Raw genomic sequence first — 14,155 nt, forward strand, 5'->3', positions numbered from 1 at the left:
TGCCTTCACTTGTTCCTTATTGAATCTCGCCATCGGTGCCATCCTCTCAAACCAGCCTTTCTTCTATTGTAATCGGGTTTGAGAGTTTACACAGAATATTTTACAGACTCTTAATGTCAAACAAACAAGCTCTATTCTGACTAGACTCTTACTATCCACTTACATGTTCTTAGCTTATTATTTTTTTACAGGTGATATAGGTTATGGGGCGTTGTTTATGCTGGTGCCTCTTTTTATTCCTTATACGTATATTTGCACAAACTGTGAAACCTCATTTTTCAGATTACCCAAAGTCAATAATTATAAGAACTTTGGGGTGAGAAGTAAACTTGATAAATACTTTGTAGCACTAGTACCTTCAATACTTACAATTACTTCTCTAATAGTTAACTTCCCAAATACAGGTTTAGGCCGAATTTTGTATTTACCGAGTATTTTTTTCATAAACAGCCTGATAATTATTTTTGGTTTATTTATATATAGTAAACTAAATAAAACTTTTGAAATTATTTTATTGTGGTTAATAATTTTAATAACAACAGTAATACTATCTGTACTGTCTTACCCTCAAGAATCTGGAGATGGAATATTGGAAATAATTTTTACTAAATAAAAACCAATGCACATCATAATGATCAGTTAATTTAGAGAGGAATTATATGAAAAAATTCCGTGGTATACGACGGCATTATCGAAAAATAGAAAAATTAATTTTTAGCCATCAATTTCATTTTGATGATGAATCGTGGTATAACCACTGGCATATGCACCTTGACTGGAAAGGAATAACGGATGAAAGTATTGGGCATAGAAGAAGTCATCTTCAATATTACCTAAATATCTTAGATCGAATTGAAGAGCAATCAAACGGAAGTAGAAATGATTTTCAAACTTGGATATATATTGACCCTGAATTTGGTTCAGGTGATGCAGTATTTATTCATACAAAAAATCCGTATAGTAAGTTTCCTGTCCAAATTTCAGAAATTGAATGGAATATTGGAGTACCTGATTTTCTAAAGGAATTGATCAAGAATAATGATTATGTAATAGGAAGAACGAAGCATGAAGCTTCTTATTGTTTTTATATTTATAAAGTAGGAATTGGAATCCCACTGAAGTAAGTCAGGAAGGCGTTGACTGTTTAAATGGAACTGACTATCGATCAATTTAAAGAATTACTTGAAGCCGGTCAAAAGACTTTTTCAGGGATAGAGGTAGAAGAAGGTAGTCTTCAAAACTATAATCTGAGTGGATGCACATTTGTAGAATGTTTTTTTGCCCTTGATTTTTCAAAAGCAAATTTAAAAGACAGCAAATTTATAAATTCGAATCTGAAGACCTGTAATTTTACGGAAGCGGATTTGACAGAATCGGAATGGATAGGAAATATGTTATGTTCGGCTGTGTTTAATGGGGCACAGAGAGATAACATGCATTTCGTTGGAAATTACTATCATTCCGTAATTCTTGAAATAAAAGATTTAGAAAAAATGATATAGGCTAAATTCGAGGTGGTTATGATGGACAGAGAAGATATTTTATTAGAACGCTTTGGGTTAGAACCAGAGCTAAAATATTTACAAGAAATTCGGTCGTTACTAATCGAAGAAACGAATGCTCCCAATACAGAAGAACATGAGTATTTAAAAACGCTCTGTATCTTGCTATTTACCTTCGGCTATCCCGAGGATACTCTCCTAATCTGGGATGCTAAGATGAAAGATTTTGATGCAGACTGCTATATTGATGGAGAATTGCTAATGGGCGCAGGACTTAATGAGACTATTCATTTTTTGCAAGAATTAAATACGACAAAAGCTAAAGAGATATTGGAATACATAGAGCCATATAAAACAAATGATGATTACATGACTAGAGAAAAGGTGATTGATTTTTACAATAAGTATTACAGATTAACATAAAAGAAAGATGTGTAAGTTGGTGAATCTTAGGAGTGGGTAACATTAAACTGTTTAACAAAGTGATGCCAAAATATATAACCTATTGAGGAGCACGGTATGGAATTTTTTAATAGACCCCCACAAGAGATAAGAACTAAATTTGAAGTGGATTTGTTATATAAAGCACAATCAATGAAACCAACCAAGCCACCGCACCCTTGGGAAACGGAAGTTATCATTCCCGCAGCTGGATGTATCGCTTGTGGATGGAATATGGATGAAGACCTTGTACTAATTAGCAGCTCAGGCTATAGCCTTATTCAAGCTAGAACTGGGGTTTTAATACTTAGAGATCGGGATTCTGATTTAACTTACGAAAGAATGAGTAATAACGATTTAACTTTTCAATTGCCATTAAATAATGAGTATATAAGTATCTTTGGTTTTGAATCAGGGGATGGGATTCATACAACAAACGATGGCTGGATTGTTGATGTTATTTACCCTTGGTGGCCAAGAGCATCTGTAATCATAGATAATGCTTTTAAAGCAGCTTATACATACCTAAACGATGCTACTATGCTAGATATAAACCGATTAGATGGAAACATTAAATGTGGATTTTCACCATCGGGCAAAAAACTAGTCGTTATGGGCTCAGGCGGAGCAGTGATTTATTCAAGAGAGTGATGCCTTATAGTAAACTTGAAAATAGCATCAAACGTAAGAAGAACTTCTATAGAACATGGAGAAAAGCATGAAGACTATAAGGCAAATATGTGGATACCATTATATTGGATTAGTTATCGGATACCTTAGTAAACAAGACATCATAAAATGGGTAGATACTGTGATTGCGGATATGGAAGATTTCCCGTATGAATTAATTGACGTCTCATTATCCAATAATAAGTCGCTTAAAGAAACCATTTCCATGCTGAAAAAAGTCTGTTGTGAGAATACAATTATTGAACCGCTATATAAAATAATAGGTGAATTAGTAACTGAACTTGAAGAGCGGCGGATAACAAACGATGATTTTTTTAGATATATGAATAGTGTCCTTGATCATGGAAGTGCTTTATTAATCGATGATAAGTTATCGAACACACTGGATCGATTGGTTGATGGATATTACTTGGCGACACAAGGAATCTATGGAGATATAGAAACTGTTCGAGAAGAAGCAATAGATGAATTAAAACCGTTTAAAAACGATATGAACATTTTTGATGAAGTAGATTTAGCAGATAACCCTGCATAAGAACTTAAGAAAGGAATTTAATATGGCCATTAATCATGTCATTTTAGAATTGTATTGTGGATTTGATAAAGAAAAGAACGGAAAGACTCCTCTATATTGCAAATATGGATCGTATCATCCTGGTTACCATTGCTTAGAAAACGCTTGTGAATCTTTATTTTATACAAAGGCTCCAAATGAAATTGCTTATTCTAATAGTGAGGGTGAGTCAGAATTCGAAAAGAATGCTTGGATTGGTTTTGGTGGAGATATGAATCCTGAATTATTTGATGATGAAAATAACTATGAAAGCTTAAAAAATATATGGGAAGAAATATGTAAGAGAAAAATTCAAGAATCATATAACGAGTACATGGAAAGAACTGAAGGAAGGCGTAATAATAAATAATTATTGTTTTAAATGTAGGATCTGAAAAAACAATCATTAATAATGGAGGAATACCAGACACAGATTTCATCGAGGAGGATGGGAATATAATTAAAAGGTATTGGATAAAGAATAACTACCTTCATATTTAAATTTAGACGGAACAATTAGCGTATCATTGGATCATTTCTTTATAGACCGCATGATCAGCCTCCAGGCTGTACATGCGGTCTTCTTTTTATTTATGAAGCTAAGTCTGCATCTAGGAATTGGGACTAGCGTAACGTTCAATCCTAGGAAACAGCGCTGCCGACTTCACTATTTAACCAGTGTCTGGAAGGCACACGGAGATTTATGATCTTGTGAGATCAGTTATTATCATTTTCAACAATTTTGATCAACAACACAGCAATATAGTCCTGATTTTATTTGAATTACTATGTTACAATTCATTATAAAGCGCTATCATTTTTAATTGTTGATCAATATTGCTGATTCTATGCATAGAAGGGAGATCGTTATTGGTGCTATCCATCCATACCCCGACGAATGTTGCTTTGGAGGAAAATGAAGTTTATGTGCGATCAGAAGCGGATAATTTTCAGGATGAATGGCCTATTCATACTCATGACGGTTATGAAATTCATTATTTTATACAGGGGGATGCGACCTTCTTAATCGGTGATCGAATCTATAAGCCTTCGCCCGGTGATATGTTTGTATTCAGAGGGGCGGTGCCGCACCGGATTAATCCTTCAAGAGAAATCGTATACAAGCGAAGCTTCGTCAATTTTACAGAATCGTTGCTGTTGGACATGCTCAGCGTTAGCCAACTCGAAAATCTGATGACTATCTTTCGTCATCCTAATGGATTGTTGGTGCATTGGTCCTTGGAGGAGCGTGAACAAATTAAAAGCATATTCAAGGGAATCAAGGAGGAGATGGAAGCCAATCATATAGGATATAAAACGATGGTCAAGATGAGCCTGACTCAATTGCTGCTGCGCATCTACCGGAAAATGAAAATTGAGCAGTCTGTGAATGATCTTTCATCTCCATCCCAGAAGCAAACAAGTGTGAGCCGGGTTCTTAATTATTTGAACCAAAATTACACGGAGAATGTTACTTTGGATGAGTTGTCCAAGATGCTCCATTTGAATAAGTATTACATTTGCCATTCTTTTAAAGAGACGACGGGCTACACCGTGAGTAATTACGTGATACGGAAACGGGTCGCCGAAGCCAAAAAGCTGCTGCTGTCTACGAATGAGCCGATTTTGTCCATATCAGAAACACTGGGCTTCAACACACCTGAATATTTTAGTAGAGCTTTCAAACAATATGTAGGTGCATCGCCACAGCTATTCCGTAAAAATAAAGTGCTTAACTAAAGCGAAATTCATTAATCATTTCAAAGGGGATGTTTGTATGAAAAGAAGAATGAACCTCAAGCTCAGCGTTAGCCTGGTTTTAATTATGGCGCTCATTATGATAACTGCTTGCGGCAATGCGGATACTGGCAAGGGCAATTCCGGCAACACCGGTGGTGCCAAGCAGGCTACTCTAGATTTCTTATGGTTCTCTGATGGGAATGAAGGAGAAGTGATCAAGGGAATTATTAAAGATTACGAGCAGTCCAATGCAAATGTCAAAATCAATCTGATTGAAGTCGGCTTTAAGGATCTCCAAACAAAATTGAAAACGATGATTTCTGGCGGTAAGCCGCCTGCTCTGAGCCGTATCACGGATACAGGATCATTCGCTAATCAGGCAGTGGATCTTACTCCTTACGTTGACAGTGCAGAGCAATTCGAGGGTCAATTTATCGATTCGCTGAAGCCTTATTATGTCATTAATGACAAGCTGGTCGCAGCCCCTATGGATGTAACAGCGAATGGACTGATTTATAACAAAACCTTGTTTGATAAAGCGGGCGTCAAAGTGCCGACTTCACCAGATGATGTGTGGACGTGGGATGAGTATACGGCTGCGCTGAAAGAGGTTATGGCGAAAGGCGGAGCAAGATACGGCATGGTTTGGGATGTCACTCCGCATAGATGGTCTACCCTTCTGTATCAGAACGGTGGAAGCATCTTAACGGAAGACGGCAAAGCAGCAGCGATTAACAGCGAAGCTGGAATCCGCACTATGGATATGTTCAAGCAGCTTCATAAAGATGGAATTATGCCTGAATCCGTATGGCTTGGCGGCGAGAATCCTAATAATCTATTCCGTTCAGGCACAGTAGCTGCTCACTGGGCAGGCAACTGGATGATCAGCAACTACAAGGACATCACTGATTTTGAATGGGGAGTTACCTATATGCCGAAAGGAACACAACGTTCCTCGGTACCAGGTGGAAAATTCCTTATGGCTTTCAAAGATAGCGGCAATGAGAAAGAGGCTGCGGAATTTATTAAATATTTAACGTCCAAAGAAGTGAACTCTAAATATAATCAAGAGTCACTGTTCATGAGTCCGCGCCAGGACAGCGCCGTGCTGGATTATTCATTTGGCAAGGAAATGTATCAGGTCTTCTCGGATGAGCTGAAAAATACTTCGCCGCTTGCAGCAAATGACTGGTCCAGACAGACCATCATTTCTAAAATTTCGACTGATTTGAAAAATAATATCATTGAGGTTCTATCGGATAAGGCGACCTCTCAGGAGGCAATGGACAAGACAGCCAAGCTGATTAACGAGGCTATTGCAAACCAATAGGCCAGCCTAAGAAGGAAATAATTAACAATAAAGAGGCGGCGGACCTATATCTGTCAAGCCGCCTCTTTATTGAATCTATTTGAAAGGGGTAAGCAGATGAGCGGAGGTCAAAGTTTAAACCGTAAAAAACAGACAGGACAAACGAGGAAGCTCGCCATTGCTCCTTATCTGTTCATTCTTCCCAACCTCCTGATATTTGGTGTTTTTATCGTAATTCCCTCTTTATTGGGCTTGTTTTATTCTTTCCATGTTTATGATGGCTTGAATCCAATGAAGTTCAATGGACTCGGCAACTATATCAAGATTATTGGGGATAAGGAATTTTGGTCGACGATTGGACGAACAGTTATTTATGCGGCGATTGTTGTTCCGCTAATTTTTGCAGTAGCATTAGGCATTGCTATGCTGCTTGCACGTGAGATTAAAATGCGGGGCTTTTTCAGGGCCATATTTTACTGGCCGACGATGATTTCTTTTATCATTGTAGGCTTGACCTGGAAGTGGATTTTTGGAGATTCATTTGGCATTTTGAACCACATGCTATCGTTGGTAGGAGTGGAGCCGGTCGGCTTCCTAACCTCGCCATTCTGGGCAAATGCGGCTGTTATTATTGCGACGGTATGGTCACGGGCCGGCTTTTTCATGGTCATTTTTATAGCGGGCTTGCAGGCGATACCTACAGATTACTACGAGGCTGCCCGTTTGGACGGAGCAACGGGAATAAAGGTGTTCCGCCATATTACACTCCCGCTCTTGAAGCCAACCAGCTTGCTCGTATTCATGCTCTCTCTCATTGATGCGTTCAAAGCGTTTCCACTTATGTTTGCGCTTACGGGAGGCGGACCGGGCAAGGAAACGACCTATATTGTGCAATATATTTATGAGATTGGCTTTACGAAGCAGGAGCTTGGCTTGGCCAGTGCGATGTCCGTGATGTTATTTGTCATTATTGGCGGGTTTTCTGCCCTGCAATTCCGTATGTCCAAAGGGGGTGCTGTTTAATGGAGCTTAGGCCGCTAACCAAAGTCGCCATCTACAGTCTGTTAAGTGTAGCAGCATTATTTTGGCTGCTGCCGGTATTATGGGTCGTCATTTCTGCTCTAAAAACGAATAGCGATCTGTACAGCTATCCTCCCAAGCTATGGCCGCAGCCTGTAACCTTCGAGCATTTCAAGGATGCGTTCAGCAAAGGCGATTTTGGCTTGTATTTCAAAAATAGTACAATCGTGACGCTGACTTCCACGGTGCTGCTGCTGCTGATCAATTCCATGGCAGGCTTTGCACTGGCAAAGTATCGCTTTCGCGGGAGCTCAATCATTTTGATCGGTTTTATATCCACACTGATGATTCCGATCGAGGTCATTATGATTCCGATATTCAAGGTGCTGAGCGCACTTGGCATGTATAACAGCATGCTTGCGATCATTATCCCGCCTGCAGCTACTCCGACCGGGGTGTTCCTGATGCGTCAGTATTTGCTGACGGTACCGGATGAGCTGTTGGAGGCTGCAAGGATGGATGGAGCAGGCGAGTGGAAAATTTATTGGAGTATTATTCTTCCCATTGCCAAGCCTATTCTTGCTGTACTGGCGATCTTCTCCTTCATGTGGAGATGGGATGATTTCCTATGGCCATTAATTGCAATTAGTGATCCAGCTAAATATACGATTCAGCTTGCATTGTCTAATTTTATTGGAGAATACAGCGTAGATTGGGGAAGCTTGCTTGCCATGTCCGTAATCACGATGATTCCAGTGCTTATCGTTTTTATCATTTTCCAGCGATATTTTGTTAACGGCATGATTACTTCAGGTATGAAAGGATGACTCGAATGTCTGACACCATAAGTGGCGGAATGGACGCTCTGCATTATAAGCCAATGAAATTAGGCCAAGTTCAAATGATTAATCATTGGATGATTAGCGGAATCTATACGCAGCCTGTTAAATTTGTTCCAACAACGATGGAGGGGGATATTAATGATTGGCTTATTGAGGGTTTTGCCATTCATGAAAATCCCTGCCGCAAAGAATTTGTAGACAATCGGAGAATGCAGCCCCCGGCTCGCTTCTTCGAACAATGGAGTGAGTTTCCAAAGCCAGGAGACAAACCGCAGGGAATAGAGGATGGAATGTCTTGGGAGCTGTATTCGCCCTGGAACAATCCGCGGGTAGAGAAATCAGGATTTTGGTTCGTACCGACCCATCTTCGCAGCTATGCGGCGACACGGCTTGTATCGCCTACTAGCCATACGGCATCATTACGAGTGAGAACCTATGGCAGCTTGGCACTGTGGATTAATGGACAGCAAGTAACAGACTTTGCCCCGCTCACCCGAAACAAGGAGCAGGAAATCGTCATCGAAGCTCAGCTTACAGCCGGATATAATGAAATTTATGCGTGCTGGGAGGATCTTGCCGAACGGGATACGATGTATGCTTTCGCAGTGGAATATTTAGGCGGCGAGGAATTGGAGATTTCATTGCCTATCGCTCCTGATTTGGTTCAGCTCGTGCAAGCGGCAGAGCAGGCACTTGAACAGGCTTATTTTCCTTCGGATCTTTTTAAAGGGGAGGAGATTAAGCTGCGGCTTCCGCTCCCCTTTCCTGACATCGTTACTGAGGCTAATATTCAGTATGGCAATTTTTTTGATGGGACAGAAAATAAAACGATACGCATAGCTGAGGGTGAAGCTGATTTGACCTTGGCACATACCAATGAAATCGGCCATCATTACGTTTATTTCACATTAACCATCTCCGTTTCAAACGTTGTACTGACGAAGAAGTTTGGTTGTCAATCCTATGATACGGCCTATGATGAGGCTGCTCAGAAAGCCGCGGATATAGAAGCTCGCAAATCCCTCGCCCTTCTTTGTATTGCCGAGAAGGGGAGTCCTAATATACACAAGGCCATCGCCATGCTGAAAACAGGAGGCGATCCCCAGGCAGCGGAGAAGATATTGCTTGATGGGGTGGAAGGGATAGAACAACGGAAGGATTGCAGTGACTTCTACCTGGTCGGGCTATTCCGCCTCTGGAGAGATGAGCGAAATAGCGGATTGTTTACGGAATCGTTCTGGGATCGAGTGAAAGCAAGTATTTTGGGCTATCGCTATTGGATTGATGAGCCTGGCGATGATGTAATGTGGTTTTTCAGTGAAAACCATGCCCTGTTGTTTCATACCAATGAGCTGCTGGCTGGCCAGCTGTTCGGGGAAGAAACGTTCGGCAACAGCGGGGAATCCGGTGAAGTACACCTGCAAAAAGCAGAGCAGAGGCTTGCGTTATGGTTCGAGCGCTTTTTTGATGAAGGACTGGCAGAATGGAATTCCAGCGCCTATATCCCTATTGATGCGGTAGGGCTGCTGCATATTTATGAATTTGCCCATAGTGACGAGCTCAGGGAGCAAGCCAAAAAGGCAATGGACCTATTATTTTATTATATTACCGTCCAAATGCATCAAGGAGTCATGACTACGACATTCGGCCGCAGCTATGAGAAGGAATTGTTGGGCCATTATGCAGCGGGAACGACATCAATGTGCTGGATTGGATATGGAGTCGGCAATGTAAACAATTATTCCATAAGCAACGTCGCATTGTGTTTATCAGATTATGCGCCTCCAGCAGCGTACCAGGAGCATTTGCTCCTCGGGGAAAAACAGCAATTATTGTTCATCAATCAGCAGGGCAAGGGAGGTTACGCCCAGCTCTATCATAATCGGACTGCGGAATTCACCTTGTCTTCCATTATTCGGTTCCGCCCAGGCAAGCAAGGCTATCAGGAGCATGTCAATCATTTATCGCTGTCTCCTGAGGCGCAAATTTGGGTGAATCATCCGGCAGAAATATATAAGCATGGAGATGGCAGGCCTTGTTTTTGGGCAGGCAATGGCATATTGCCCGATGTGGTTCAGCATGAGGGGATAGCGTTAATGATTTTTGATATTCCCGCTACTCATAGCTCAGATTGGACACATGCTTATTTTCCTTCCTATTCCTTCACGGAATGGACAAGGGAGGATAACTGGTATTTTGCTCGTCTGGATAAAGGATATGCGGCCATTTATGCGGCCAATGGGGCAGCTATGGAGACAGTTGGGGTGACGAAGGAGCGTGAGCTCATCTCGCACGGCTTACGCAACGCCTGGATCATAAGGGCAGGCAGCGAGCAGCAGTTCGGAAGCTTCGATCAATTCAAAAACCAAATGGTAGCGTCAAGCCCGCAATTCGACAGTCAAGCCTTATCTCTTACTCTAGTAGACCCGATGTATGGTCAAATGCAGTGGGGGATGGATAAGCCTTTCCTTATAAAAGGAGAAGAAATCGTGCACGGCGGTTATGGCGTGAGAGGGCAATTGCAGCTGCTGAACATGTAGCACTGAGCCTGGGGCAACAAAGCAAAGGAGCGAAAACGAACATGCTGAACAGAACGATGCTGCTGGAGAAAATAAGCAAGGTATCCCATGCGATGGAGTCTATGGAAAACACAACAATGGATGAGCAGTTTCCCATTGGACTAATTGATATTCACTTATGGGAATGGCCGCAAGGTGTTGGTCTATATGGCTTGCTTCAGCTTTATGAGGCAACGAAGGATGCCGAGGTGCTGGAATTTCTGGAGTCCTGGTACAATGCCAGACTGTTGGAAGGATTGCCGGAGAAAAATGTGAATACCTGCGCTCCGCTCCTTACGCTGATTTCGTTATGTGAGATTACCAAGAACAAGGAATATGAGCGTGTCTGTGAGGAATGGAGCAGCTGGATTATGGAAGGGCTGCTGCGTACGGGAGATGGCGCGTTTCAGCATATGATAACCGGAGATGCCAATGACGGACAAATTCTAATCGATACCCTTTTTATGACGGTTCTATTTTTGGCGAAGGCTGGGGTGTATTTTAACAAACCTGAGTTTGTGGAAGAAGCCAAGCGCCAGTTCCTTGTGCATATCAAATATTTGTATAATAAGAAAACCGGATTATTCTATCATGGTTGGGATTTTAACGAAAATCATAATTATGGCGCTGTCCATTGGGGCAGAGGCAATGCGTGGTACACAGCGGGAGTAATTGATTTTCTTAATATCGCACCGCTAGAAGAAGGGCTGAAAGCCTATTTGCTGGATACGGCGACTGCTCAAATTAGAGCACTGAGCAAGCTTCAGGAAGAGGATGGCATGTGGCACACTGTGCTGGATGACCCGCACTCTTACAAAGAAGCCTCGGCAACGGCAGCGATTGGCTACGGCATTCTCAAGGGAATTCGGTATGGATACTTGGATGAATCCTATCGTCAGACAGGCTTGAAGGCACTTGAAGCTGTACTGCGGCACATTGATGATAAAGGAGTGGTACAGCAGGTGTCCTACGGAACTCCTGTCGGCCAGGATGCCCAGTTCTATAAGGATATTCCGCTTAGCCCGATGGGCTATGGACAGGCGCTCGCTTTGTTCATCCTGATAGAGGGCTTGAACGCTGCTGCCGCCGAATAATAGCAAGGTTTGCTTGTGGGGAGGATATGGGAATGAAAGTTCCTGTATCCTCCCCTTTTGTGTGATTTTATAGTAATATTATTCCAAGTCATATGGTGTAATTCAGACGGGGGATTAGCAATGAAATGGAATCGTAATAAGACATCTGCCTATATTGGAAAAGCAGGACTAGTTTTAAGTTGAGAATATTAAAAGCGAATTACGAAGATAACGAAATGAATGAGGAATTCTTCATCTACAACAAAAAGTTGCTAAGAACAGGGATACGAATGAATACCCTATTTTTAGTAATGGTGGTAATTGGATTCTTTTTTTTCGTAAAGCTTTTTATAAAAGTCACAAGCTCAATTTGATAAAAGTTAATAAGCAGAGAGCTGCGGCATATTTTAAGCATTTTGAGGAATTCGAATGAGGTGAACTCAATGAAAAATTTATCAAAAGAACAATTTGCAAAATCAAGAGAATTTATGATGAGCCAAGGAAGAGAACTTGAGAAAGCGTTATTTAAATTTGAATTTGAGAGCGGTTCTATAGATAACGTCGTTATGGAGTTAACCAGGTATCAGAATCATGATGGTGGCTTTGGCAAAGGACTTGAGCCGGATTTACGTTGTGATGTTTCATCAGTGCTTGCAACAACTACAGCTTTACAAATCCTATCTGGAATGAAAGTTTCGAGAGATCATGAATCCATTGCTAAAGCAATGAATTACCTAGCTAATCAATATTCAAGAGAGCATTTGGGATGGGAGATCATCCCTGTGGAAGCAGATGAAGCCCCGCGGGCAATATGGTGGAATTATAAAGGGCATAGGCCGCAATGGGGAAATCCGAATGCAGAAGTATTAGGCTATTTGTATCAATATAATAAAACCTTGCCTGATCATATAGTGAAAGAAATTACTGTGAAAGCAGAGCAATATCTAGACAATTGTGAAGAACTAGAAATGCATGAAATTTACTGTTATCTGAGATTAGCTGAGCGAATGTCGGGAGAACGATTAAATCATTTTATGAAAAAACTAGAGCATTTATTGGATTTATGTGTAGTTGTTAAACAGGAGGATAGAAAGGGCTATTGTGCTACTCCCCTGCAAGTCGTTGATTCACCGGAGTCTCTCTTTTGTCATAAGTATTCCGAGGTTATTCCAGCAGACCTTGACGAGATTATAACTAATCAAACTGGTGAAGGTTCTTGGCAACCCAACTGGAACTGGGGAAGATTTGAGGAAGAGTGGAAGTTAGCTGAAAAAGAATGGGCAGGTATTATTACTTTAAATACTTTAAAAACGTTGAGAGCATTTAATAGAATAAGTGATTGATCTGGAAGCACGAAAGGCAGGTTGAAAAATGAGGACAGAATTCAATTCGACAAAAATTGAATTGATAAATGGGGATATTACAAAATCAGAAGTGGATTGTATTGTCAATGCTGCAAACACTAGTTTACTAGGTGGTGGAGGTGTAGATGGTGCCATTCATCGTGCCGGTGGAAGTGAAATACTTGAACAATGCAAAGAAATACGAGCCAGACAAGGTGGTTGTGCTGTAGGAGATGCAGTTATAACGACTGCTGGTAAGTTGAGTGCGAAGTATGTCATACACACAGTGGGTCCGGTATGGAATGACAGGAAAAATAATGAGGAGGAAAAACTGCAGAGCTGCTACATAAATAGCTTAGAACTTGCATGTAAGCATAAAATAAGAAGCATAGCTTTTCCTAACATAAGCACAGGGATATATCGATTTCCCAAAATCGTTGCAGCTCAAATTGCGCTGACATCAATCAAACATTATATTGAACTGCATCCAGCCATAGATAAAATCCAATTCGTTTGTTTTGATGAAGAAAACTATCAGATCTATCAGAAGATGCTTGAAGAATTGTATAAGTAGGTTCAAGAAGGCGGCTACTTCGTGAATACAGTAACGTTAGGCGAAATTGCTGGAACTTATTAAAAAAATGATAATATAATCCTTATTCAATCCAAGGAGGATAGACTGATGAAATACGTTTACTTACTTCAACATAGTTACGAAGTTGGTGAATATGATGAAACAAAAATAATCGGAATTTACTCCTCAAAGGCTACTGCAGAAGATGCAATTGAGAATTTTGGAAGTCTATCTGGATTTAAAGACTATCCAAAAGAATGTTTTCAAATCGATAAATATGAACTTGATCAAGATAACTGGTTGGAAGGGTTTGTATCAAAGGAAAAGTCAACGCGCACCTAAGATTAACGTTATGAAAAACCGCCGCTAAATAAGAAAATTAGAAGTGAGTGAAATCATGGAAGATAGATATGTTACTTGCAGTAGCATAGGTAATTACGGCCATGCGATAAGCAAAGGGAAAACCTATAAAATCATAAAGGAAGATGAGGAAAAGTATAGAGTAAAAGG

15 protein-coding genes are annotated in these 14,155 nt (G+C 40.8%); all 15 read left to right on the forward strand.

Annotation, left to right across the window (positions count from 1 at the left end):
• The first annotated feature begins 659 nt into the window (after nucleotides 1-659).
• The 15 genes from AC50YG_RS15035 (at nucleotide 660) to AC50YG_RS15105 (ending at nucleotide 13,987) form a co-directional block, all read left to right on the forward strand.
• A complete protein-coding gene (locus tag AC50YG_RS15035) occupies nucleotides 660-1,124 on the forward strand; it encodes a hypothetical protein (protein ID WP_494827809.1) in 465 nt (154 codons plus the stop codon).
• A 24-nt stretch (nucleotides 1,125-1,148) separates the two neighbouring features.
• Nucleotides 1,149-1,502, forward strand: coding sequence for a pentapeptide repeat-containing protein (locus tag AC50YG_RS15040; RefSeq protein ID WP_494827810.1), 354 nt, complete (start codon nucleotides 1,149-1,151; stop codon nucleotides 1,500-1,502).
• Nucleotides 1,503-1,523: 21 nt separating this feature from the next.
• Entirely contained in the window at nucleotides 1,524-1,925 is a 402-nt protein-coding gene (locus AC50YG_RS15045) for a hypothetical protein (protein WP_494827814.1), read from the forward strand.
• 96 nt (nucleotides 1,926-2,021) lie between these two features.
• Nucleotides 2,022-2,594, forward strand: coding sequence for a hypothetical protein (locus AC50YG_RS15050; protein ID WP_494827817.1), 573 nt, complete (start codon nucleotides 2,022-2,024; stop codon nucleotides 2,592-2,594).
• Between the two features lie 67 nt (nucleotides 2,595-2,661).
• Complete coding sequence (locus AC50YG_RS15055; protein ID WP_494827818.1) at nucleotides 2,662-3,168, forward strand: hypothetical protein; 507 nt, start codon at nucleotides 2,662-2,664, stop codon at nucleotides 3,166-3,168.
• Between the two features lie 22 nt (nucleotides 3,169-3,190).
• Nucleotides 3,191-3,556: a hypothetical protein gene (locus AC50YG_RS15060; RefSeq protein ID WP_494827820.1), complete on the forward strand. Its 366-nt coding sequence runs from the start codon at nucleotides 3,191-3,193 to the stop codon at nucleotides 3,554-3,556.
• A 503-nt stretch (nucleotides 3,557-4,059) separates the two neighbouring features.
• Nucleotides 4,060-4,926 (forward strand): helix-turn-helix domain-containing protein, encoded by an 867-nt coding sequence (locus AC50YG_RS15065; RefSeq protein ID WP_494828185.1) that lies wholly within the window; start codon nucleotides 4,060-4,062, stop codon nucleotides 4,924-4,926.
• A gap of 37 nt (nucleotides 4,927-4,963) precedes the next feature.
• Complete coding sequence (locus AC50YG_RS15070; protein ID WP_494827822.1) at nucleotides 4,964-6,256, forward strand: ABC transporter substrate-binding protein; 1,293 nt, start codon at nucleotides 4,964-4,966, stop codon at nucleotides 6,254-6,256.
• 96 nt (nucleotides 6,257-6,352) lie between these two features.
• Nucleotides 6,353-7,258 (forward strand): carbohydrate ABC transporter permease, encoded by a 906-nt coding sequence (locus tag AC50YG_RS15075; protein ID WP_494827824.1) that lies wholly within the window; start codon nucleotides 6,353-6,355, stop codon nucleotides 7,256-7,258.
• Nucleotides 7,258-8,082, forward strand: a complete 825-nt coding sequence (locus AC50YG_RS15080) for a carbohydrate ABC transporter permease (protein WP_494827826.1) — start codon at nucleotides 7,258-7,260, stop codon at nucleotides 8,080-8,082. The genes AC50YG_RS15075 and AC50YG_RS15080 overlap by 1 nt, the downstream gene beginning before the upstream one ends.
• A 5-nt stretch (nucleotides 8,083-8,087) precedes the next feature.
• Complete coding sequence (locus tag AC50YG_RS15085; protein WP_494827827.1) at nucleotides 8,088-10,637, forward strand: hypothetical protein; 2,550 nt, start codon at nucleotides 8,088-8,090, stop codon at nucleotides 10,635-10,637.
• A gap of 41 nt (nucleotides 10,638-10,678) precedes the next feature.
• Nucleotides 10,679-11,749, forward strand: a complete 1,071-nt coding sequence (gene bglB / locus AC50YG_RS15090; RefSeq protein WP_494827828.1) for a beta-galactosidase BglB — start codon at nucleotides 10,679-10,681, stop codon at nucleotides 11,747-11,749.
• Nucleotides 11,750-12,171: 422 nt separating this feature from the next.
• Nucleotides 12,172-13,071 (forward strand): hypothetical protein, encoded by a 900-nt coding sequence (locus tag AC50YG_RS15095; protein WP_494827829.1) that lies wholly within the window; start codon nucleotides 12,172-12,174, stop codon nucleotides 13,069-13,071.
• 28 nt (nucleotides 13,072-13,099) lie between these two features.
• Nucleotides 13,100-13,645 carry an O-acetyl-ADP-ribose deacetylase gene (locus AC50YG_RS15100; protein WP_494827830.1) on the forward strand — a complete coding sequence of 182 codons (546 nt, stop codon included), beginning with the start codon at nucleotides 13,100-13,102 and terminating at the stop codon, nucleotides 13,643-13,645.
• A gap of 108 nt (nucleotides 13,646-13,753) precedes the next feature.
• Entirely contained in the window at nucleotides 13,754-13,987 is a 234-nt protein-coding gene (locus tag AC50YG_RS15105) for a DUF7336 domain-containing protein (RefSeq protein ID WP_494827832.1), read from the forward strand.
• The last annotated feature ends 168 nt before the right edge of the window (nucleotides 13,988-14,155 follow it).

The sequence above is a fragment of the Paenibacillus sp. J31R34 genome (assembly GCF_059383715.1).